Here is a 21,525-nt window from a genome sequence, read left to right as displayed (position 1 = left end):
CGATGGTAACGCTAGCGTACGCCGCGGCAAGCTCAAATTCCGCGCACCAGACGGAAACCGATGCGCGCCGAGGTGACATCCGAGTCCTGTGACTGCCGCCACGCCGCGCGGGTCTGCTCCGGCGCATTGGCCCAGTTGCCACCGCGGATCACCCGTTGCCGGCAGCCGGGGTTGTACCAGGCCGCGCCATCGGCCGGTGCGCGCCGGTAGCTGGCATGCCAGCAATCGGCTACCCACTCACTGACATTGCCGCTGATGTCGTGCAGGCCCCAGGCGTTGGCGCGGAACATCGCCACCGGCGCTGTGCCCCAGAAGCCGTCGCCGTAGCCGATGAAGGCGTTGTTCCAGTGCCGGCCGCTGGGCGATACGTCGAGACTGCCGGTGAAATTGCCGCTGTTCTCCGGTGGTGCCATCGCGCGCCCCCACGGGTAGCGCCCCTGGCTGCCCGCACGCAATGCATATTCAAATTCCGACTCACTGGGCAGACGATAGTAGCGGCCGGTCTGCTCGCTCAGCCAAGCCGCGTAGGCCTCGGCGTCGCGCACACTGACATGCATCACCGGGCTGTTGGGCGCAGCCTTGACGCCGTTGTAGTCGGACTGCCAATCCACCCCGCTGCGGCGGATGAAGTTACCGCTGCGCTCGTCATAGACGATGGAATGGCCGCGCCGGGTCGCACGCGGCCGCGCCTTGGCCGCTTCAACGAAGCGACGGAAATCGGCCACGGTGACCTCGGTGATCGACATTGCAAAGCCGCGCTCGAAGCTCACCAGATGCTGCGGACGCTCGGCATCACTGCTGCCGATCTCGCCCTCGGCCGCCCCCATCTGGAAGCTGCCGTAAGGCACCACCACCATCTGTGGGCCACGACTGCCATCAGCCAAGGCGTCACTGAATACCTGGCCCGGGCGGAAGCTGCCGTAATGGGTAACCAGCTCGATGCGCTCGCGCAGCAAGGCGACGGTACGGTCGCCTGGCAGGGCGATGCGCTCGGCCTGGGCCAGCTTCAGCCGTGCATCCTTCAAACCCTTGGACGACACCAGATCACGCAGGCCGCCTTCACGCAGCGCATCGAGCTGGGCGGTGCGGATATTTTCGATGCGCGCCCGCGCATCCTTCAGGGTCACGCCTTCGCCACGGATGGTGGTGGCCTTGTCCAGCCAGCGCGCAGCGGCGGTGAAATCCGACTCCATCGCAGCTGCATTCTCAGCGCGGCGGATCAGGCCGCTTTCCACTGCCGCCAAACCCTGCCTGGCACGGCTATTGAGGGGATCGGTAGCCAGCACTTCGCGGAAGGCCGCCTGCGCGCCGCCGCCATCCTCGCCAAACTGGTGCTGGCGCAGCGCCTGCTCGCCGGCGCGGTTCAATGCCAACAGCCGTCGCGCCACAGCGATACGCTGCTGCAAGGCCTGCTCGGCCTTGCCCTCGGGCGCCAAGGCAACCGCAACGCCGGCGATTTCGGCAGCCTGGGCCAAGGCCTGGCGTTGATTCTCCGGTTGCGCCATCAAGGCGCTTGCCTGCGCACGCAGGCGCTGCCGGGCCGTGTCCAGGCCACGCTGCGCGGCCCTGTCCTTCGGCTGCTGGGCCAGGATCGCCAGGTAGAGCGGGATGGCGTCCTCGGCGTCGCGGTACAGCCGGTCCTCGGCCAGCGCCTTGTCGGCCGCCTTGCGTGCTTCGGCCAATTGCCCGGGCTGCAGACTGACCTCCGGCGCGTTCCAGACCGGCAACGTGATGCTCTCAACCTGCGGCGTGGGATCTGGCGTTGCAGCTGCCGCCTTGGCGGCCGCCGCCGCTTCAGCCTTGGCGTCCGCTCGCGCCTCAGCCCGGGCCTCCAGCCGTTCGGCCAGGCTCGGCTTCTTTGCAGGCTCCGCATTTGGCGCAGCCGATGGCGGCTGTGGCGCGCTGCCGCTGCACCCCGCCAAGGCCAGAAACAACGCAGTCACACCCAACAATTGGCCGGTTTTACCCAAAAACGCCTCCATTGACTTGCACACTTTCCCGGGAGCGGCCCGACGTTAGGCTATTCTCGCCTGCCTGAGCAAACCCTGCAGTTGACGGAACCCCACGTGGCTTACTGGATCAAACACCCGGCGGAGTTGGAAGAACGCTACCGCCAGCGCCCGAGCCGGATCGGGCTGGACACAGAATTCATCCGCGAACGCACCTACTGGCCACAGCTGGCGCTGGTGCAGATGGCGGTCGGCGACGAAATCCTGCTGATCGACCCGCTGATACCCGGTATGTGCGAGGCGCTGAAGCCCTGGCTGACCGACACCTCGATCACCAAGATCATGCACAGCGCCAGCGAAGACTTGGTCGCCTTCAAGTGCGCCTGCGACGCGCTGCCGCGGCCGCTGTTCGACACCCAGATCGGTGCGGCACTGGCCGGGATCGGCGGCGGCATGGGCTATCAGAAGCTGGTGGCCGAGATCACCGGCGTCACCCTGCCCAAGGGCGAGACCCGTTCGGATTGGCTCAAGCGCCCGCTCAGCGACGCGCAGCTGGAATACGCCGCCGACGACGTCGAGTACCTGTTCGCCATGCACGACACCATCAGCGCCAAGCTGCAGGCCGCAGGCCGCATGCAATGGCTGCAGGACGATGGCGAACGCCTGCTGGCCAGCGTCGAAGGTGACGAAGGCGAGCATTGGCCGCATCTGTCGATGCGCTCCTCGCAGGTGCTGGAGCGCGACGCCCAGCTGCGCCTGTTGCGCCTGTTGCGCTGGCGCGACCAGCAGGCCCGCAGCAGCGACAAGCCGCGCAGCTGGATCCTGGACAATGAACTTGCCAACGTGCTGGCGCGCAACCCGCCAGCCGATTACGAAGCCATGCTGAAGGTATTCGGCCGCTTCCCCAAGGCCCCGCGCAAGCTGGCCCAGCAGGTATGGGAAGCACTGAACACCCCGCTTGCCGACGAAGCCGACGCACCGATGGCCCTGCCGGCCACCGACAGCAACAAGAGCGCACTCAAGCGCCTGCAGGACGCCGTCAGCAAGCGCACCGCCGAGCTGGGATTGCCGGACGGCCTGCTCGCTTCGCGCAAGCACCTGGAGGCCCTGCTGGAAAGTGGCAACTGGCCCACCGCCCTCGCCGGCTGGCGTCGCGAGCAGCTGGAGCCAGTGCTGCAGCCGTTGTTGCCCACCGCCTGATCCGCGCCAAATCCTCCGCGCCGGGTGCAGTCCACTGCACCTGGCCAGACTCCTGCACCGCTGGCAGCTCAGCGCGCGGCAATCAAGCCAAGCGGGGATTGCAGCCCCGCTGCTGCGTCGGCCGCTACAGCAAGACCTGCACGGTAGGCGGCCGGACTGGCACCGGTAGCGGCCCGGAAATGCCGCCGGAATGACTCTGGCGAACCAAAGCCGGTCTGCTCGCAGATCCACTGCAGCGGCCGCGCGGTGGTCTCCAGCAACTCCTTGGCGTAGGCCACACGTTCGCGTATCACCCAGTCAATCGGCGACACACCGGTGGCATCCATGAACTGCCGTTGCAGGGTGCGCTGACTGAGCAGCGCCTGCGTGGCCAGGCTGGCCAGCGTGTGCTCCTGTGAAAGATTGTCGCGTATCCATTCCATCAGCCGCGCCAGACGGCTGGGCTCGCCATGCGGAATGGCCCGTGGGACCAGCTGGCTGCGATCGCCGTCGCGCCAAGGCGCCAGCACCAGGCGCTGCGCCACCAGATTCGCAACCCGCCTGCCGTAATCCTTCTGCACCATGTGCAGCATCATGTCCATGCCGGTGGCGGAGCCGGCCGAGGTGATGATCTGGCCGCTGTCGACGTACAACACGTCTGCACGCACCGCCACGTCCGGGAACAGCTGCGCCAGTCGTTCGGTCAGCCGCCAATGGGTGGTTGCACTGCCACCGTCAAGCAAACCCGCCCACGCCAGCACGAATGCGCCGGAGCAGATACTGGCCAGACGCGCGCCACGCGCATGCGCACGCCGCAGCGCATCCAGCAGTTGTGGCGGCGGCATTTCGTCGGGATTGCGCCAACCAGGAATCAGCACGGTATCGGCTTCATCGATCAACTCCAGGCCATGTTGCACCTCTACCGAAATGCCACCCAAGGCCTGCAGCGGCCCGGGTTCGCAGGCGAAGACGCCGGTGCGGTACCAGTCCACCTGCAGCTCAGGGCGTACCGGCGCGAACATGCCCACCGCGCACCCGAACTCGAACATTCCCATCTGGTCGTAAGCCAGAATCGCCACCAGCGGCGCTGAGGAAACCGGTTCGGCGAGGATGTTCATGGGCATCGATACTACGCATGGCGAGCTGCCTGCACGTATCCAGAACATGCGATCGTTTACATCCGCAGGCTGTTTGCAGATGACACTCCGTCATATGCGTGGCCGGACTTGACCGCCCGCTGACGCCTTTGCGCATGTTCGCCAACGTCAACTGCAACTTGAATAGGACCCGTCCCCGCAAACGACGAGTTCCGCCACGATGTCCGCCGACCGGCAGTTGCCGAATCCCGCTTCCCACCCGCCCCAGCGCGCTGCATTGGCAGCATTGCTGCTGGCCGCGGTGCTCTCATCAACCGCCAGCGCCAATGATGTGCTGGCACCGGCCGCAGCAGCCTCGACCTTGAACACGGTAGTCGTCACCGGCTCGCGCAACAGTACCCGCACGGTGGCGAACAGCTCCTCCCCGATCGATGTCATTTCCGCCGACGCACTGGCCGCTACCGGTCAGGCCACCCTGCTTGAGGTCCTGCAGCGAGCACTGCCCTCATTGAGTCAGGTAGGTGGCTACCAATCCGACCAGGAAAGCCTGATCCGCGGCTACCAGCTGCGCAATCTCTCCCCGGGCTACACGCTGGTGCTGATCAACGGCAAACGGCGCAACGCCAGCGCCTATGTCAGCGGCGCAAACAGCGGCGCCTTCCCAGGACATTCCTGGGCCGACCTCGGGTTGATCCCGCTATCAGCGATTGACCATATTGAGGTACTGCGTGACGGCGCGTCAGCCATCTATGGCTCCGATGCCGTTGCCGGTGTGATCAACGTGATCCTGAAGACACAGGCCAGCGGCGGCGCGCTGGCAGTGGAGAGCGGGCAGAGCTACGACGGCGACGGTAGCCGCACGAGCATGCGCGGCAATCTTGGCCTGCCGTGGGGGACCACTGGCTTCGTCAATGTGTCGGCGGAGAACACCGTGCAACAGCATGCGATCCGGCGCGTGCTGTACCCGGTCAGCTGGTACGACGGCAGCGCCGGCAGCGATGCCAACAAGATCTTCAGCAGCCCGTCCTACCGCCTGACGTCGGCGGTGATCAGCGCTGACCACCCGCTCGGCGCCGGAGCAGATTTCTACGTCACCCTCAACGCCGCCGATCGTACCGGCAGTGCCATCCAGAACTATCGCCTTCCCACCACGATTGCCGCACTCAATCCGGGCGCCTTGGCGGTGTACCCGGATGGCTTCTCACCTTCGATAGAAGCCAAAGAACAGCAGTACAACGGCACCGTTGGCGTCAAAGGCAGTCTGGCGCAGTGGAGCTACGACTTCAGCGCTACCTGGAATCGCGACACCATCCGTACCTATACCCGCGACACGCTCAACTTTTCGCTGCCCTACCCGGGCTCGCCCACCGATCTGTACGACGGCAAGGTCGATTACCAGCAACTGGTCAACAATCTGGACCTGCGCCGCGCCTTCGACACCGGCGTGTTTTCTTCACTACTTGAAGTCAGCATTGGCGCGGAATACCAGCATGAACAGTACAAGCGCCTGCCAGGACAGCCAGAATCCTATCTGGGCTGGGGCGCAGCGAGCTTCGTTGGCTACTCCATTGACGACGCAGTAGACGCCAGCCGCAACAGCAAGGCCATCCATGCAGGCGTATCGACCAACCTCACCGCGCGTTGGTTTGTGGACCTGGCCGGACGCTACGAAGATCACTCCGACTTTGGCAGTGTCTCCACCGGACGCCTTTCCACCCGCTTCGACTTCACCGATGCCGTGGCGGTGCGCGGCACGATCAGCAATGGCTTCCATGCTCCCAGCCTGGGTGGACAGTTCTACCAGGCCACCGGCAACTGCCCTTGCGGCACCACCTTGGTGGCGCGGGTGAATTCGCCAACGGCCTTGGCCCTGGGGGCTACTGCGCTCAAACCGGAAAAGGCCACCAACTACAGCCTGGGCATCACCTTCGCGCCCAATGGCAGCTTCAATGCGGCCGTGGATGTGTACCAGATCAACATCCGCAACCAGCTGGGTCAATCCAGCCAGATCGGCTACGACTCCACCAACCCCAACGCGATTACCGATAACAGCGGTAGTCCGCTAGACGCCAGCCAGAAGGCCATCGTCGACAACCTGCTCGGTGCCGCCGGCGTCAGCATCACACCAGGCCAGGCCTATTACGCCAGCTACATCACCAATGTGGGCAGCACCCGTACCCGGGGCGTCGAGCTCACCCTGGAAGCCATCCAGCACACGGCGATCGGACAACTTCGCTACAACTATGCAGCAAACCTCGGCCGCACCGACATCCGTCAGGTGGCGAGCGTACCCGCCGCCCTGCAGCAGTTGCCAAACATCAGCCTGCTCAATGAAACCGCCGAATACGCACTGCGCTACCACACCCCGCGCTACACCCAATTGGCCGGTGTGCACTGGAGCAACGGCCCATGGCAGCTGAGTCTGGATGCAAGCTACTTCGGGCCGATCAAGAGTATCAACAACGGCTACAAATACCAGCTCGCACCGCTGCTGGTAACCAACCTGGGCGGCAGCTACGACATCGGCCGCGGCTGGAGTGTGGATGCAGGCATCAACAACCTGTTTGACGAACGCCAGCGCAAGCGCCCTGACGCCTCGCGCAGTGCCAGCGAAAAAGCCAACTACGTTTTCAACTACGCCAGCGTCGACAGCGTCGGCACAACCGGCGGCTACTGGTATGGCCGCATCAATTATCGCTTCTGATCGCCCCGCCCTTCATCTGGAGCCGCGCATGTCCACCGCACTGAAAGCCGTCGCCGTCATCGGCAGTACCTCGCCCGCTTCGCGCACCCGCAGCCTTGCGCTGAGCATCCTGCAACAGCTGCAGCACCATCTGCCACTGGACATCCAACTGGTGGAGCTGGTCAACATCGCCCGCCCACTGGGCAGCGCCCTGCAGCGCAGCGAGCTGACTGCCGAGGTCGAGCTGCAGCTGCGCAGGATAGAGAATGCCGATCTTGTGCTGGCCGCCGCACCTGTCTACCGCGGCGCGTACCCGGGTTTGTTCAAGCATCTGTTCGACCTGATCGACATGGATGCCTTGATCAACACACCGGTGTTGCTGGCCGCCACCGGCGGCAGCGAGCGCCATGCGCTGATGCTCGAGCATCACCTACGGCCACTGTTCGGATTCCTGCAGGCACTGACGCTGCCGATCGGGGTCTATGCAACTGCTGCGGACTTCGACGCTGACCAGCTGCCTGCAGGTCAGCTGCAGGAACGTATTGCGCTGGCTGCCGAGCGTGCAGCCGATGTACTGGGCCTCGCGCGCAATGCTCAGCTGCGCAGGATCGCCTGAGCCCGGCAGCAGGCGCCGCAGGTCTCTGCGGTATCTGCAGCCAGTGACTGAGCAACACCCTATGCCAACCAACAATGGCATGTACTTATTCCTACTGCGCATGGTCATGGCCGGATCTGACCGCTGATTGACGAGTTGCACAGCGCCGCCGGCCGAGCGCTTGCCTAGGATGAATCCACAGCGCCGACGCTGTCCCTGCCGCAAGCGAGCAGCCCCATGCCAGTCACGCCCACTGCGAAACCCATCCTGTTGCTGCTGGAACCCGAGTTCCAGGATCCCGCCATCGAGGATCAACGCTTCTTCTGTCGCCACTCCCTTCTGCTCGAAGGCGCGCTGACCCAACTGCCCGGCCTGTGCGAACAACTGGATGTGCGCCATGTCGGCTTCCAGCGCCCGCGTGATGCAGTGATCGACTTTGTGGGTGACGCCGATCAGTCGCTGCCCAAGCTGGTGTTGCCTGTCGACGTCCAAAGCCAACATGCCAGCGGCCACCACGCCGCGCGCCAATACGTGTCCGGTGTCGAACGCATCTTCGCCACGTTGGGCGAGCTGTACGGCATCGCCCAGCCACATCCCTGATACCCCATTTGCCCGCGCAGCAGCGCGTCGGCAACCCAACCAGCACGGCGACCATGACCTATCACCTGAGCATCCTCGACAAGAGCCTCGTTGCCGATGGCAGCACCGCCGAGCAGGCATTGCGCGACAGCGTGGTTCAGGCGCAACGCGCCGAACAGCTGGGCTACCACCGCTATTGGTTTGCCGAGCACCATGCACTCCCGCAGTCGGCCGGGCCCGCACCGGAAGTGCTGGCGGCCTTCGTGCTGGCGCAGACCCAACGCATCCGCGTTGGCACCGGCGGCGTGATGCTGCGCCACTACTCCCCGTACAAGATAGCCGAGGTTTTCAATCTACTGGCCAATCTTGCCCCGGGCCGGGTTGATCTCGGCGTTGGCAAGGCACCGGGCGGGCTGCCGGCCGCAAGCCAGGCCCTGGCCTATGGACGTGAAACGCCATTGGATTTCGTCAAACAGCTCACCGATCTGGAAGGCTTCCTCAACGGCAACCTGCCGCCGTGGCATCGCCACGCCGATGCCATCGCCACGCCCACCGCTGCCGTCCCCGCAGAACGTTTCCTACTGGGTGCAAGCGTCGAAAGTGCCGAGCTGGCTGCCAGCCTGGGCTGGCGCTTTGTCTATGCCGGCCAGTTCGACGGTGATCCCCGCAGCATCGAGCGTGCGCTCTCTGCCTATCGCCGCGCCAGCAATCTCGCACCGCTGCTGACTGTCATCGCACTGGCTGCCGATAGCACCGCCGAAGCCGCCCGCCACATTGGTGAGCTGCGCATCCACAGGCTGCACTTCGGCCACAACCAGACGATCAACCTGTCCTCGGCAGAGGCCGCCGCCGACTATGCCCGGCAAGCCGGCATCACCGATTACTACGTGGAAGAGCTGCAGCCCAATGTTCTGGCCGGCACCGCACGGCATGTACGCAGCGAACTGGATCGCCTGCATACCTACTTCGGCATCGAGGAATTCGTACTGGATGCTCCCGTCGCCGACGCCCAGGTACGGCTGCGTTCGTTGGAGCTGCTGGCGCCTTCCGCAGCAGCGCAAACGCCATCGCCTGCAACCAACGTGGCGGCCAGTACCGCCAACCAGCCCGCAACCGCGCTGCTCTGACCGATCTTCGGCTACCGACGCCCTCCCCCGCCCTGGAGTTGCCTGATGAGTACCACCTCAAACCCTGTAGCAGCTCGCGCTGTTCCATCACGGCCCATACCGTTCGGCATCATGCTGCAAGGGCCTGGCGGCCATGTAAATGCCTGGAAGCACCCTTCCAATCCCAGCGATGCCAGCGTCAACCTGAGCTTCTTCATCGACATAGCCCGCAAAGCCGAAGCAAACGGCATTGCCTTCGCTTTCGTCGCCGACGGTTTGTACATCACCGAGACATCCATCCCGCATTTCCTCAACCGCTTCGAGCCACTGACCATTCTGTCGGCTCTGGCCACGGCCACCACCAGGCTCGGCCTGGCAGGTACCTTGTCCACCTCGTACAGCGATCCGTTCACCGTCGCGCGCCAGTTCGCCTCGTTGGACCTGATCAGCGGCGGCCGCGCGGGCTGGAACGTCGTCACCTCGCCGCTGGAGGGTTCAGGCCGCAACTACGGGCGCGCGCATCCCGACCACGCGCTGCGCTACGAGATCGCCGATGAGTATCTGCAGGTGACGCAGGGCCTGTGGGACTCCTGGGATGACGATGCCTTCGTCCGTGACCGCGAAACCGGCCGCTATGTCAGCCCGGGCAGTTTCCGCCCGTTGGCGCACAAGGGCAGGTTCTTCCAGGTGGAAGGTCCACTGAACATCCAGCGTTCGCCGCAGGGTCAACCGGTGCTGTTCCAGGCCGGTGCCTCCGATGCCGGGATCAGCCTGGCCGGCAAGTACGCCGATGCGGTATTCACCCCTTCGCTCTCGCTGGAGGCTACCCGGGCCTTCACCCAGCGGGTGCGCCAGGCCGCGCTCGGCCACCAGCGCAGCGTTACCGACGTCAAGGTGTTGCCTGGGATTTCGCCCATCGTTGGCCGCGACGCCGAAGAAGCGGAGCGCAAGTATCAGCAGATTGTGGCCCTGGCAGATATAGATGATGCGCTTGCCAATCTCGGCCGTTTCTTCGACCACCACGACTTCAGCCAGTACCCCGTGGACGGTCCGTTTCCCGAGCTTGGCGAGCTGGGCAGCAACAGCTTCCGCTCCACAACCGACAGCATCAAACAGCAGGCCCGCGAGCAGGGTGCAACCCTGCGCCAGGTTGCGCTGCAGTCGGTGACCCCGCGCAGTGCCTTCATCGGCAGTGCCGAATCCGTCGCTGATGAAATCATCCGCTGGATCCAGGCCGATGCCTGCGATGGCTTCATTCTCGCTTTTCCCGTGCAGGCACAAGGCCTGGATGACTTCGTCCAATACGTGCTGCCAATCCTGCAGGCACGTGGCTACCACCAGCCGGACCTGCCGGGACAGACACTGCGCGAGCACCTGGGCCTGCCCTACAAGACCAGCCGCCATGCCGAACAGCCGCCGGCAAGCCTGCGCAACGCGAGTTGAGCCAAGCCGATGACTACCCCAGCCTCCTCCCACAACCCGCATATCGCCGCCTTTGCGGACCAGGCCATCGCCATCCGCCACGACCTGCATCAGCATCCCGAGCTTGCATTCGAGGAGCACCGCACCAGTGCCCGCATCGCCAATCTGCTGGCGGACTGGGGCTATGACGTAACCACCGGCGTCGGCGGCACCGGTGTGGTCGGCACGCTGCGCCGTGGCAGCGGCACGCGCAGCATCGGGCTGCGTGCGGACTTCGACGCGCTGCCGATCAGCGAGGACTCCGGCCTGCCATACGCCAGCAGTACGCCAGGACTGATGCACGCCTGCGGCCATGACGGCCATACCACCATCCTGCTGACCGCAGCCCACCATCTTGCCCGTCATGGCCGTTTCGAAGGCAGCGTGCAGCTGGTGTTCCAACCGGCCGAAGAAACCGGCAAGGGCGCAACCCGGATGATCGAAGACGGCTTGTTCGAGCGCTTCCCGGTCGATGCGATCTTCGGCCTGCACAACTGGCCAGGGATCGCCGCCGGCCGGCTTAGCTTTGTTGATGGCCCGGCGATGGCATCGGTGGACTGGGCCGGCATTCGCATCATCGGCAAGGGTGGACATGGTGCCGAGCCGCATACCGGTGTGGATCCGATCCTGGTGGCGGCGCATCTGGTGACCGCCTTGCAAAGCCTGGTGTCGCGCAATGTCGACCCCCGCGACATGGCGGTGGTCACCGTAGGTGCCATCCACGGTGGCCGCGCCGCCAACGTCATCCCTGACAGCGTGGAGTTGAAGCTGACCGTCCGCGCGTTCCTGCCCGAAGTCCGCCAGCACCTGCGCGAACGTATCCAGACACTGACTACCGCGCTTGTCAGCAGCTTCGGCGCGGACGTGCAGATCGACTTCCCGGTGGGCTTCCCCAGTGTGCTCAACCACCCTGCCGAAACCGCCTTCGCGCGCAACGCTGCACGGCAGCTGTTCGGTGCCGACACGGTGATAGACCAGCTGCCGCCGCGTACCGCCAGCGAGGACTTCGCCTTCCTGCTGCAGCGGCGCCCGGGCAGTTTTCTATTCGTCGGCAATGGCGACAGCGCGCCGCTCCACAGCCCCCGCTACGTGTTCAACGACGCGAGCATCGTTCCCGCCGCCAGCTACTGGGCCCACCTCACCGAGCGATTCCTGGAGGAGCCGGCATGAATGAACACTTCGTCCTCACTTCGGTGGATGATCCCCGGGCTGCACCGCTGTTCGAAGGCTTGGAGCAGGAGTACGGCGATCGCTACCGCGATGTCATCACGCAGATTGGTGGCAGCGCCCGTGACGAACTTGAGCGCTACCCGGCCGCGGCCTTCAGCGCACCGCACGGCGCGTTCCTGTTGTTGCTGCGCGATGGCCAGGCCATCGCTGGCGGCGCCTTCATGGCACATCACGATACTGGTACCGCCGAGTTCAAGCGCATCTGGACCCGTCACGACGTACGCCGCCAGGGCATTGCCTCGCGCGTCCTCGCCGAGCTGGAGCGCAACGCGGCCCGGCAGGACTATAAGCGTGTCTACCTGACCACCGGATTTCGTCAGCCCGAAGCCGTGCAGTTGTACCTGAAACATGGATATCAAGCCTTGTTCGACCTGGATGGGGCCACCGAACGCGTCGTCCACCTACCGTTCGAAAAGCAGCTCAGCAACGCCGCCAACCGCGCAACCGTTGCAGGAGCCCGCGCCTGATGAACGCACAGACGCTCGCGCAGCTCCGGCAGCACGCCGACCACGCAACCCTCACTGCCACACCGCGCATCGTGCCCGCACGCCATCCGCTGCGCGCACTCGGCACCGTCGCGGCCATCGTCATCCTCCTGGCCATCATGCAATCGGTGCTGGGCAACCCGCGCTGGGGCTGGTCGGTCTTCGCCCATTGGTTCTTCGCCGACCAGGTACTCAAAGGCCTGGGCTTGACCCTGCTGCTGACCGCCAGCGGCACCCTGCTCGGCTTCGCGCTAGGCACTGCCCTGGCCTTGGCGCGCGTCTCCGGCTCGCCGCTGCTTGCGCGCCTGTCCTGGGGCTATGTGTGGTTGTTCCGCTCCATCCCGCTGCTGGTGCTGTTGTTGCTGCTCAACAACCTGGGCTATCTATACGAAACCATCCAGTTGAAGGTGCCGTTCACCGACATCCTGCTTTTCAGCTACCCAACCACACAACTGATCACCCAGTTGACCGCCGCGATCCTTGGCTTGGCGATGAACCAGGCTGCATTTTCGGCCGAGGTCATCCGAGGCGGCATCCTGTCGGTTGACCCTGGTCAACTGGAAGCCGCCGCAGCGCTCGGCCTGCCGCGTCACCGCGAAGTTCGCCGCATCGTGCTGCCACAGGCCATGCGCAGCATCCTGCCGGCCGCCTTCAATGACATCATCGGCTTGGCCAAAGCCACCTCGGTGGTCTATGTGCTGGCGTTGCCGGAACTGTTCTACACCATCCAGGTGATCTACCGCCGCAATCTGGAAGTCGTGCCGCTGCTGATGGTGGCCACCGTCTGGTACCTGGTGCTGCTGACCTTCCTGTCGGTGATACAGGTCGGTGTTGAACGCGCGTTCGCACGCGGGAGCAACCGCAACGCACGCCCCCGCAGGCAGCAGGGCCGACGCCGAACGGCGGCAAGCAGCGCGCCGTTGGCGCTGCGCGCAGGCGGCAGCATCTCGATCCAGCACGTCGACAAGTTCTACGCGGAGCTGCAGGTACTCGATGACGTTTCACTGGAGCTTGGCGCGGGCAGCGTCACCGCCATCATCGGCCCCTCTGGGGCCGGCAAGTCCACGCTGCTGCGTACCCTCAATCACCTGGAACGGGTGGACGCCGGCTTCGTCAGTGTCGATGGCGAGCTGGTCGGTTACCGCTGCGACGGCGATGTCCTGCATGAATTGAAAGAAGCCGATGTACGCCGGCGACGTGCCGACATCGGCATGGTGTTCCAAAGCTTCAACCTGTTCCCGCACCTGACCGTCCTGCAGAACCTCACCGAGGCACCAATCGCGGTACGCGGCACGACACAGGCAGAGGCCGAATCATTGGCGTTGTCGCTGCTGGCGCGCATTGGTCTGCTGGACAAGGCAGACAGCTATCCCCGCCAACTCTCTGGTGGGCAGCAGCAACGCGTCGCCATCGCCCGGGCGCTGGCACTTCGGCCCAAGGTGTTGTTGTTCGACGAGCCCACCTCGGCACTGGATCCGGAACTGGTCAACGAAGTACTGGCACTCATCGAGGAACTCGCCCGCTCAGGCACCACGCTGGTGATCGTCACCCACGAGATCGGCTTCGCGCGTCGCATCGCCGACAAGGTGGTCTTCATGGAAGGCGGTCGCGTGGTGGAGGTGGGCACACCGGCACAGCTGTTCGAACAACCACGACAGGCCCGCACCGCCGAGTTTCTCGCAAGCGTGCTTTGAATCCATTTCAGCCATCGGAGCCCACCATGCCTGCCCCCATCCGCCGCCATCTCGGCACGCTCATCGTCATCTCGGCGCTGGCCGCAGGTATCGGCCTGATCCTCTACACCCGCGTGGGCGCTGCACCGGACGATGCAACCGCCGCGCCTGCGCCGGATGCAGCAAGCAAGCCGGTGCCGCAAGCACACACCGACGCTGTCGCAATCGCCCTGCTGCCAAAAAACCATGTCTTCGCCACGCCCGGCGCCCTCACCATCGCCACCATCCCTGGCGCGCTACCGCTGGGCGACTACGCCGTCGATGGCAAGCAGGTGATCGGCATCGAACCCGACATCGCCAAGCTGATCGCTGACTCGCTGGGCCTGCGTTTGAATCTTGTGCCGGTGGCCTGGCCGGATTGGCCGTTGGGATTGGAGTCGGGCAAGTACGACGCAGTGATCTCCAACATCACCGTCACCGAGAGCAGGAAGCGCAAGTTCGACTTCTCCAGCTACCGCTACGACCTGCTTGGCGTCTATACGCGTAGCGGCGGCCCGATTCGAGCGATCACCCAGCCGCGCGACGTCGCTGGCCTGAAGGTCGTCGTCGGCGCCAGCACCAACCAGGACCAGATACTTCGCCGCTGGGATGCACAGAACCTGGCCGCTGGATTGGCGCCGGTGGAGTACCAGTACCTCGACGATCCAACCGTCGGCCGCCTGGCGGTGATCAGCGGACGTGCGGATATCTCATTCGAGCCCAATGCCACCGGCGCCTACGCCGCACGCGACGGCAAGGTGCGCCAGGTTGGCCTGTTGCCCGGTGGCTGGCCAAACGCAGCGTCCATCTCGGTCGCCACCCGCAAAGGCAGTGGACTGGCCGCGGCCATCACCCAGAGCCTCAACACCCAGATCGACAACGGCAACTACGCCACCGCGCTGGCACGCTGGAACCTGCAGTCGGAAGCCGTGCCACGCTCGCAGACCAACCCACCAGGACTGGCGGATCTGTGATGGCAGCAGCGCCTTGCACATAAGGGCGCACGCCACAGATATCGGTGCAGAAACGGCGCAAGCAAAGAACAAAAAAGGGCTCGCATTTCTGCGAACCCTTGAAATTTTGGTGGCCGAGGACGGAATCGAACCGCCGACACGGGGATTTTCAATCCCCTGCTCTACCAACTGAGCTACTCGGCCACTTTGTTTTGTTTTCGTCGGCGTTGCTGCCGTCGAGGAGGCGTATATTACGGAGCTATTTCGGTTTCGGCAAGCCAATTTCACAAAAATTTTCACATTCGCTGAAAATTCCTCGAAATGCCTTGTGTAGCGAGGCTTCAGACGCAGCAGCCGCTGCCGCCGCATGGTGAAAAAATCACCAAACCACCTGTTCCCAGCGCAAAAACGCAAAGAAGCCACATCATCCGATGCGGGTTCTTTGCTTGAAGACTTGGTGGAGCGGAGGAGGATCGAACTCCCGACCTTCGCATTGCGAACGCGACGCTCTCCCAGCTGAGCTACCGCCCCACACGGTGAACCGAGCATAGCGCTGTTGTCTGCGCTGCGCAAAACGTCCAGCCCAGATCGAACACGAGCGGCGACCCGATGGAGGGGATCGGGTCGCCGCCCGAGGGGCTCGGTCAGCCTGCCAACGGCGCGGCAGGACCAAAACAACGACACAGCTTGCTTATCAACGGGCCCCCCGCCGGGACAATTGAAAGCATCGACAGCGGATCACCGCACAACATCACTGCCCCACGTCAGCCAACGTGGATGATCCGTATCCAGCCTCCGCCTATACCGGCGTCCTATCTTGGCGGTAAGCCAACTTACGGAAGCCGGTTCAATGCGGGTCCAGCTGACCAAACGCCAAGTCGAAACCTATCAACCACAAGAGCGCCCCTATGAAGTCCGGGACGCCCAGGTGCGGGGACTGATCTTGCGGGTGCAGCCGTCGGGCCATAAAGCTTGGATCGTGTCTTGGGCGCATGGAAAACGACGCACCATCGGCCCCACGACTGCGATCCCGTTGGATCTAGCTCGCGCTCAAGCCACCCACGCTATCGCTGAGTACCTGCAATCGGGTTTGCCACGCATAGGGCAAGGCAAGTCGCACGCCCCTACCCTGCAAGACTTCATCGATCAGCGATATCGCGCTTGGGCGACGCTGGAACTCAAGCGAGGCCACATGTACGCCAATCGGCTGGAGCAAGTCTTCGCCGAACATCTGGACGACCCGCTGACTGGCTTCAACACCGCATGGGCTGATCAATGGCTACAGCTGCGTTTGTCTACCCCGACCGGCAAGACCAAATCCCCGCCTACTCGCTCGACTGCGGCACGCGATCTAGCCTGTCTGCGGGCTGCGCTGTCCAAAGCGGTCAGCTGGGGGCTGATTGCGACCAATCCACTGTTTGGCATGCGCATCAAGGGCGGACAGTCCCGCAAGGTCGTTCGCTATCTGTCATTGGACGAAGAAGCCCGCCTGCGTACGGTCATGGCTGCACGGGATCGCCACATGATTGCTGCCCGCGTATCAGGCAACCGTTGGCGCGCGCTGCGACAAGAAGACCTATATCCAGAAATCCCGGCTGATACCTATGGCGATCATCTGACGCCGGTCGTGTTGCTTGCCATGAACACCGGCATGCGGCGTGGTGAACTGCTGTCGATGACATGGGCTGATGTCGATCTGGAAGCCAAGATGCTGACGATCCGAGCCGAGAACGCCAAATCAGGGCGTCAGCGCCATATCCCACTGAACATCGAAGCACTGGACGTACTGCAACGCTGGTCGATCCGCACTGGTGGGCAACGAATCGGACGGGTGTTCAACGTCAACGACGTAAAAACCGACTGGACGAAGCTGTTGGTTGACGCCCGCATCGAACAATTCCGATTCCACGACCTGCGCCATCACTTTGCGTCGCGGCTGGTGCGAGCAGGCGTGGACTTGAACACTGTGCGGGAACTGCTCGGTCATGCCGACATCACGATGACGCTGCGATATGCACACCTGGCACCCGACACGCTGGCAGCAGCCGTTGCGAAGTTGGCTGCGTGACGTTGGCCTGCTGGCTTAGGGAGCCTGCTGGCCCGCCAAGCGCTCCAACTCCGCCCGCATACGAGCGCGTTGCTCAGCAGGCAGCTTGGCAAAGGCAAGAATCGCAGCAGCCAAATCGTCGTCCTCGGCGAACAAAAACGCCAACGGGACATCGAGCGCTTGGGCCAGCTCTGCCGCCTTGGTCATGTCTGCTTGATTGACCTGCTGCTCATAGCGATTGACCCGAATCGCGCCACGATTTTTGTCGCCATCCTTATCCACGAGCCCTCCCAGCGCGCGCTGCGACAAACCCCGCAGATCGCGAGCTTCTTTCAGGCGCTTGGCAAAGGTGGCGGTTATGACTTCGGGCAAGGACACAAGCAGGCAACGGTGACTGAACCTCAAAGAGCATGACGTATATACCTCAGCAGTAGAATCATTTACCGTTACGGTATATAGCTTTGCACGGTAAATAGCGCCCCGCAAGGGTCGCCTATCGAAGTTGATCCGAACCGTTCCACACCAATCCACAGGGGGATACATGAAACGCTTGATGTTGCTTTTCGTTACCGCAGCGCTAATCACCGGGTGCGCAACTCATCCCGTCGCCCCAGCTGACGCCAAGCCCGTTCCGGCAGATCGAATCTTTGCCTATCAGCCGTCAGGCGATGCCACCAGCAGCACCATTGTGATTGCCCGTGACGAAGGCTTCCAATCGAAGGGTTGTCCAATGGCGTTCTACGTGGACGGAACGCTAGCCGCTCATCTGCGAGCCGGCGAAATCACGACACTCGAAGTTCCAGCGGGTAATCACGTCTTCGGTGCCGGGCCTGCTGGCAAGGGACTGTGCGCGATGGCAAATGAAGCCACGCACCGCAGGGAAACTTCGATGGTGACGGAATCCGGAAGTCGCACCAAGTTGCGCTTGGCTGTCGTCGGCGAAGGCCTGATCCAAATCAGCCCGACCGCATTCTGATCGACCGAACAGCATCGAAGTCACCGCCGAAATGCATGCGGCGGCGGAACAACCATCACCAAACACCTAAAACAAGGGGAAATAGCAATGTCAGATGCAACCAGCGGCGGAAATCCATATCAGTGCGGCACTTGCGGTGCGGCAATCCCATCGAGCCACCGTAATCCAAATTGCCCCAAGTGCTTCGCCAAGCTATCAGACGAAACCGTCGCTACGCTACGTGCAGAAGCGACACCCAGCGAAAGCAAGGGCTCAGCTGGTGCGTGCATCGGACTGGGCGTGATCGCGCTGTGCGCGGGCTTGTACTTCCTGATCAATCCCAGTGCGAGCGGATACAGCAACGTAGCGAACATGCATGCACTTGCGTTGGGACAAACGTTTACCGTTGCGGGTGCGGTGTTGCTGGGCTTTGGTATTCGCCCGCGCTGATCCTCGAACGGTTGCATACAAGGGCGCGTTGGCAGCGATGTCAGCGCGCCTTTTACGTTGTTGGGCTGCCGGTATCGATGAGCCCGATCGAAGTCGCGCGCAGTCACACATTGCAACGTACGCCAGACTGGTTGTGCTACTCCCTGCGCGCTGCCTGTCGTATTACTGCTACGCACGTAGCTGCATGACACGGACCCAGCCAGGTACGCGCAGGTGAGCTTTGGTGCGATGCGCGTTCACGCAGTGCGCGAACGCGGGTGATCCGCATCCAAGATGGAAGTCCTAGACGGGACGCTGGGATCGCTATCCGCTGCAGGCAAAGTGGAGTACCGGGACGGGCAACTCCATACAGGCGTCAGGATTCATCCAAGGCACGCAATTTTGCACGAGCCACACTACGGCGCTCTCGTAGTTGGTCTTTGACCTGACTCACAGTCTTGTGCTTGCGAAGCGTTCCGAGATAGCGATCTTGCTGCGCTTCGCGCTCCCGAATCTCGTTGGTCAAGTTGACCTTCGTGATGACCCGGATCAAGTTAGATTTCATCGTTGCCGACAGCGCGTCATCCAGTGCGGCAAAGGCATCGTCCCAAGCAACCATCCCACCGTGCAGCACGGATCGCCCCTTGGCAGTGATCGCAAGTCCGGCTGACCTGTCATCCAATCGGGTTTCTGAAACCCAGCCCATCTTGATCATCCGTGCCATCAGCACGCTCATTGAGCCGGGAGTTACGCCAATCCTGCGGGTCAGCTCAGCGCGCGTAAGCGGGAAATGGCCGGTGCCGGTCTTTTGACTGATTGCCAACAAAGCCAAAAAGCCGGTGCTGGATAGGCCGTAACGGCGCATGCGCGGCTCAAGGTCGCGAAGCAGACGATTCTGCATGACCAAAAGCGCTTGGAACTCCGGATATGGCAAGTCGGACATAGGAGGCAATTCATTTGGCAAACTAGTTGAGTTCAAACAGTATGCCATTTTTCTACCGGGCAATATTTGCTTCGACGGAGGCCAATTCAGGTCTTCGCGAAAAAATGGAGTAATCAGATGTCGTTCGAAGCAAATCGCCTCAATAAGCTCTCCGCTGCTGCAGCTATCGGTCGCGAAGCTCTGGCCAGCACTCATCGCGAAATCGCCACCGAGATCATTGCACCTGCACAGCTTGAGTTTGACGATCAGGTCCGCAGCAGCCGCCACATCGAGCATGCCAATTGCACTGATTACGAGGCCGTCGAGCACATCGCTCGCTGCGTCGGGCTCGTAGTCTGCGGCGACGCTTACCGCGTCGACCTGCGCACTTGCAGCGCGCTGATGTTCCGTCAGCTTTGGACTCTCCGTCAGCTCGCTGATGCAAGCGGGATCTCCTACGGCACGTACATCCACTTGGCAGTCAAGTGCCTCTACGGCGACGGGAAGAAGCGTCTCAACGTCGCAAAGCTGGCAAGCCGGCCCCTGATGCTCCGCGTGATGGACCGCTACCGCAGCCAGGGCAACTAACGGCCCATCAGGCGAGGTGTCATTGGGGCGCCTCGCCTTCTAAATCATCGACTGCTATCGGCAGCAATAAGCTGGAGCTATACATATGAAGACGGAAATCGACCCTCAAGTGGCCGAAATGCTCGCAGCTGCGCGCAATGAGCCAGAAACACCAAAACGGATTCAGCTTGAAACGGAATGGGTGCGTTCCAACATCCCGGAAGAATTCCTCAAAGACGAACCCATGGCGCAACAATCAGCATGGGTTGGGTATCGCTACATGACACCTCTGGCTCGCACGGAGTTGTTCACCCGCGCCTACTTCGATGCCTACCGCCGAATGAAGGAGGAGTTCTTCCCAGAGAAAGATGCCGCGAAGTCCCAGCCCATAGACCCGGAGTACTCAAAGAATACGCCTTCCGCTATGTCAGCATTGTGGCATGCGCGATCAGTCGCCGATTCCGTCGGGTTGCCTTATCCCGTATACATCGAAACCGTTATGCGCGGATGTATGGCATCAGAAAAATGGAATCATATTCCGAGGCCGAATCAGCTCTACGATGCGCTGGATGTGGCACGGGCGCGCCACGCACTGACAATGCCGATAGTCACTGAGTACCTTTATGCAAAAGACTGGGACCCTCGTTTTTCCGCAGAAAACTATCGTGGCGATCCTGTGCAAATCAAGGCGCTTGCACATCTTTGTGATCTGGTAGAAGCATCACCCGAGCCGGCAATTGCATTGGCGGAATATTTGTGTGTACGAAAAATCGTGCCTTTGGACGTCGCACGCGAGGTTTTTGGGGATGAAATGGTGGACGCAGCACTTGCGCTGTCGCCTGAACACCCCATCGCCACTGCTGATCCCGAACAACGCAAATACATACCGGCATGTGCGGGCTTCCGGCAGGACGGCAAGAATTTCCCATGCGATACGTGCCCGGTCAGCGCACCATGCCGCAGCTTCGACTTGCGTGTCCGCGCAGAGCTGAAAGCAAAGACGGGCTCCGAAGATCCCATTGCTGCGCGCGGGCGAGCCGACGGAGCGCGACGCCAACAAGAATTCCGGGACAGGCAAAAAGCGAAAAAGGCGAAGACGAAAGCTGGGACCAAGCCACCCACCAAGGGAAGTAAACAGCGACGCTGACAACTTACGGCAACCATGTCCGGCGGCCGGATTCGCTGGACCACTTGAGACAAGCCCACGCCATAGGCGTGGCAAAGAAAACAGTGCAATGGCCGAAAGCGTTACGACTGCCAAAAATCGTAACGGCGCCCATAAGAGCTTTAGTTCTTAGCTATGCTTATAACCTAATAATGTAAATGAAAATCAAGGGCCGTAACGCGTTCGGGGGGGGTGGCAGAGCCCACGTCACTTCGGGCCTTCGGCCCTCGTTCCTCGGCTCTGTTGCGCGCCCTTCGGGACGCGCATTGAATTTCATTCCGGAGGGTTTGAGGGAAGGGAGTGACCACCTCCCAGCTTTTTGAGCCAGCCAAAAGTAGAGAAATTCGGCGAAACTAACCCCAAGCAGAGAGGTGGTTTTGCCATGAAGAAGTCGAAGTTCACCGAAGAGCA

The 21,525-nt window shown here is 62.6% G+C and carries 19 protein-coding genes and 2 tRNA genes; 15 read left to right on the top strand and 6 right to left on the bottom strand.

The window, feature by feature from the left end; all coding sequences use genetic code 11:
* Positions 1 to 32: 32 nt before the first annotated feature.
* Positions 33 to 1,982, bottom strand: a complete 1,950-nt coding sequence (locus tag ACVOL0_RS12165; RefSeq protein WP_481549340.1) for an SUMF1/EgtB/PvdO family nonheme iron enzyme — start codon at positions 1,980 to 1,982, stop codon at positions 33 to 35.
* A gap of 84 nt (positions 1,983 to 2,066) precedes the next feature.
* On the opposite strand from ACVOL0_RS12165, the gene rnd reads away from it, so the two are divergent.
* Entirely contained in the window at positions 2,067 to 3,149 is a 1,083-nt protein-coding gene (gene rnd, locus ACVOL0_RS12160; RefSeq protein ID WP_481549339.1) for a ribonuclease D, read from the top strand.
* A gap of 68 nt (positions 3,150 to 3,217) precedes the next feature.
* On the opposite strand, the gene ftrA is transcribed toward rnd, so the two are convergent.
* Complete coding sequence (gene ftrA / locus ACVOL0_RS12155; protein ID WP_481549338.1) at positions 3,218 to 4,246, bottom strand: transcriptional regulator FtrA; 1,029 nt, start codon at positions 4,244 to 4,246, stop codon at positions 3,218 to 3,220.
* A 199-nt stretch (positions 4,247 to 4,445) separates the two neighbouring features.
* Between ftrA and ACVOL0_RS12150 the strand changes: the two genes are divergently transcribed.
* From ACVOL0_RS12150 to ACVOL0_RS12110, 9 genes are all read left to right on the top strand, one after another.
* The gene (locus ACVOL0_RS12150; protein WP_481549337.1) at positions 4,446 to 6,929 is read left to right on the top strand and encodes a TonB-dependent receptor plug domain-containing protein; all 2,484 of its coding nucleotides are present in this window, start codon (positions 4,446 to 4,448) and stop codon (positions 6,927 to 6,929) included.
* Between the two features lie 28 nt (positions 6,930 to 6,957).
* Positions 6,958 to 7,524: an FMN reductase gene (gene msuE / locus ACVOL0_RS12145; protein WP_481549336.1), complete on the top strand. Its 567-nt coding sequence runs from the start codon at positions 6,958 to 6,960 to the stop codon at positions 7,522 to 7,524.
* Between the two features lie 216 nt (positions 7,525 to 7,740).
* Complete coding sequence (locus tag ACVOL0_RS12140; protein WP_481549335.1) at positions 7,741 to 8,103, top strand: DUF3088 family protein; 363 nt, start codon at positions 7,741 to 7,743, stop codon at positions 8,101 to 8,103.
* 8 nt (positions 8,104 to 8,111) lie between these two features.
* Positions 8,112 to 9,209 (top strand): MsnO8 family LLM class oxidoreductase, encoded by a 1,098-nt coding sequence (locus tag ACVOL0_RS12135; RefSeq protein ID WP_481549334.1) that lies wholly within the window; start codon positions 8,112 to 8,114, stop codon positions 9,207 to 9,209.
* 45 nt (positions 9,210 to 9,254) lie between these two features.
* Positions 9,255 to 10,631, top strand: a complete 1,377-nt coding sequence (locus tag ACVOL0_RS12130; protein ID WP_481549333.1) for an LLM class flavin-dependent oxidoreductase — start codon at positions 9,255 to 9,257, stop codon at positions 10,629 to 10,631.
* A 9-nt stretch (positions 10,632 to 10,640) separates the two neighbouring features.
* Entirely contained in the window at positions 10,641 to 11,819 is a 1,179-nt protein-coding gene (locus ACVOL0_RS12125) for a M20 aminoacylase family protein (RefSeq protein ID WP_481549332.1), read from the top strand.
* Positions 11,816 to 12,346 (top strand): GNAT family N-acetyltransferase, encoded by a 531-nt coding sequence (locus ACVOL0_RS12120; protein WP_481549331.1) that lies wholly within the window; start codon positions 11,816 to 11,818, stop codon positions 12,344 to 12,346. Before ACVOL0_RS12125 ends, ACVOL0_RS12120 begins: the two co-directional genes overlap by 4 nt.
* Positions 12,346 to 14,058, top strand: a complete 1,713-nt coding sequence (locus ACVOL0_RS12115) for an amino acid ABC transporter permease/ATP-binding protein (protein WP_481549330.1) — start codon at positions 12,346 to 12,348, stop codon at positions 14,056 to 14,058. Before ACVOL0_RS12120 ends, ACVOL0_RS12115 begins: the two co-directional genes overlap by 1 nt.
* Positions 14,059 to 14,084: 26 nt before the next feature.
* Positions 14,085 to 15,050: an ABC transporter substrate-binding protein gene (locus ACVOL0_RS12110; protein WP_481549329.1), complete on the top strand. Its 966-nt coding sequence runs from the start codon at positions 14,085 to 14,087 to the stop codon at positions 15,048 to 15,050.
* 107 nt (positions 15,051 to 15,157) lie between these two features.
* Here the strand turns inward: ACVOL0_RS12110 and ACVOL0_RS12105 are convergent.
* Positions 15,158 to 15,233: transfer RNA gene (locus tag ACVOL0_RS12105), tRNA-Phe, on the bottom strand.
* Between the two features lie 251 nt (positions 15,234 to 15,484).
* Positions 15,485 to 15,560 (bottom strand) — tRNA-Ala (locus ACVOL0_RS12100).
* Positions 15,561 to 15,879: 319 nt separating this feature from the next.
* Here ACVOL0_RS12100 and ACVOL0_RS12095 point away from each other — a divergent pair.
* Positions 15,880 to 17,097, top strand: a complete 1,218-nt coding sequence (locus tag ACVOL0_RS12095) for a tyrosine-type recombinase/integrase (protein WP_481549328.1) — start codon at positions 15,880 to 15,882, stop codon at positions 17,095 to 17,097.
* A 15-nt stretch (positions 17,098 to 17,112) separates the two neighbouring features.
* On the opposite strand, the gene ACVOL0_RS12090 is transcribed toward ACVOL0_RS12095, so the two are convergent.
* Complete coding sequence (locus tag ACVOL0_RS12090) at positions 17,113 to 17,448, bottom strand: helix-turn-helix domain-containing protein (protein WP_481549327.1); 336 nt, start codon at positions 17,446 to 17,448, stop codon at positions 17,113 to 17,115.
* Positions 17,449 to 17,617: 169 nt separating this feature from the next.
* On the opposite strand from ACVOL0_RS12090, the gene ACVOL0_RS12085 reads away from it, so the two are divergent.
* Positions 17,618 to 18,052 carry a hypothetical protein gene (locus tag ACVOL0_RS12085; RefSeq protein WP_481549326.1) on the top strand — a complete coding sequence of 145 codons (435 nt, stop codon included), beginning with the start codon at positions 17,618 to 17,620 and terminating at the stop codon, positions 18,050 to 18,052.
* Between the two features lie 87 nt (positions 18,053 to 18,139).
* The gene (locus tag ACVOL0_RS12080) at positions 18,140 to 18,481 is read left to right on the top strand and encodes a hypothetical protein (protein ID WP_481549325.1); all 342 of its coding nucleotides are present in this window, start codon (positions 18,140 to 18,142) and stop codon (positions 18,479 to 18,481) included.
* Positions 18,482 to 18,836: 355 nt separating this feature from the next.
* On the opposite strand, the gene ACVOL0_RS12075 is transcribed toward ACVOL0_RS12080, so the two are convergent.
* The gene (locus ACVOL0_RS12075) at positions 18,837 to 19,403 is read right to left on the bottom strand and encodes a MarR family winged helix-turn-helix transcriptional regulator (RefSeq protein WP_481549324.1); all 567 of its coding nucleotides are present in this window, start codon (positions 19,401 to 19,403) and stop codon (positions 18,837 to 18,839) included.
* 117 nt (positions 19,404 to 19,520) lie between these two features.
* On the opposite strand from ACVOL0_RS12075, the gene ACVOL0_RS12070 reads away from it, so the two are divergent.
* Together ACVOL0_RS12070 and ACVOL0_RS12065 are read left to right on the top strand one after the other, a co-directional pair.
* Positions 19,521 to 19,970 (top strand): hypothetical protein, encoded by a 450-nt coding sequence (locus ACVOL0_RS12070; RefSeq protein ID WP_481549323.1) that lies wholly within the window; start codon positions 19,521 to 19,523, stop codon positions 19,968 to 19,970.
* Positions 19,971 to 20,055: 85 nt separating this feature from the next.
* Positions 20,056 to 21,096 carry a hypothetical protein gene (locus ACVOL0_RS12065; protein WP_481549322.1) on the top strand — a complete coding sequence of 347 codons (1,041 nt, stop codon included), beginning with the start codon at positions 20,056 to 20,058 and terminating at the stop codon, positions 21,094 to 21,096.
* The last annotated feature ends 429 nt before the right edge of the window (positions 21,097 to 21,525 follow it).

Source organism: Stenotrophomonas sp. STEN021 (assembly GCF_056760175.1).
This window is presented reverse-complemented; position numbering and strand designations above follow the sequence as displayed.

Excerpts from the sequence above, each read along its gene's own strand:
- msuE (WP_481549336.1), top strand. The coding sequence starts at position 6,958 with ATGTCCACCGCACTGAAAGCCGTCGCCGTCATCGGCAGTACCTCGCCC.
- ACVOL0_RS12130 (WP_481549333.1), top strand. The coding sequence starts at position 9,255 with ATGAGTACCACCTCAAACCCTGTAGCAGCTCGCGCTGTTCCATCACGG.
- ACVOL0_RS12075 (WP_481549324.1), bottom strand. The coding sequence starts at position 19,403 with ATGTCCGACTTGCCATATCCGGAGTTCCAAGCGCTTTTGGTCATGCAG.
- ACVOL0_RS12125 (WP_481549332.1), top strand. The coding sequence starts at position 10,641 with ATGACTACCCCAGCCTCCTCCCACAACCCGCATATCGCCGCCTTTGCG.
- ACVOL0_RS12165 (WP_481549340.1), bottom strand. The coding sequence starts at position 1,982 with ATGGAGGCGTTTTTGGGTAAAACCGGCCAATTGTTGGGTGTGACTGCG.
- ACVOL0_RS12085 (WP_481549326.1), top strand. The coding sequence starts at position 17,618 with ATGAAACGCTTGATGTTGCTTTTCGTTACCGCAGCGCTAATCACCGGG.
- ACVOL0_RS12070 (WP_481549323.1), top strand. The coding sequence starts at position 19,521 with ATGTCGTTCGAAGCAAATCGCCTCAATAAGCTCTCCGCTGCTGCAGCT.
- ftrA (WP_481549338.1), bottom strand. The coding sequence starts at position 4,246 with ATGAACATCCTCGCCGAACCGGTTTCCTCAGCGCCGCTGGTGGCGATT.
- ACVOL0_RS12150 (WP_481549337.1), top strand. The coding sequence starts at position 4,446 with ATGTCCGCCGACCGGCAGTTGCCGAATCCCGCTTCCCACCCGCCCCAG.
- ACVOL0_RS12110 (WP_481549329.1), top strand. The coding sequence starts at position 14,085 with ATGCCTGCCCCCATCCGCCGCCATCTCGGCACGCTCATCGTCATCTCG.
- ACVOL0_RS12065 (WP_481549322.1), top strand. The coding sequence starts at position 20,056 with ATGAAGACGGAAATCGACCCTCAAGTGGCCGAAATGCTCGCAGCTGCG.
- ACVOL0_RS12095 (WP_481549328.1), top strand. The coding sequence starts at position 15,880 with ATGCGGGTCCAGCTGACCAAACGCCAAGTCGAAACCTATCAACCACAA.
- ACVOL0_RS12120 (WP_481549331.1), top strand. The coding sequence starts at position 11,816 with ATGAATGAACACTTCGTCCTCACTTCGGTGGATGATCCCCGGGCTGCA.
- ACVOL0_RS12080 (WP_481549325.1), top strand. The coding sequence starts at position 18,140 with ATGTCAGATGCAACCAGCGGCGGAAATCCATATCAGTGCGGCACTTGC.
- ACVOL0_RS12115 (WP_481549330.1), top strand. The coding sequence starts at position 12,346 with ATGAACGCACAGACGCTCGCGCAGCTCCGGCAGCACGCCGACCACGCA.
- ACVOL0_RS12140 (WP_481549335.1), top strand. The coding sequence starts at position 7,741 with ATGCCAGTCACGCCCACTGCGAAACCCATCCTGTTGCTGCTGGAACCC.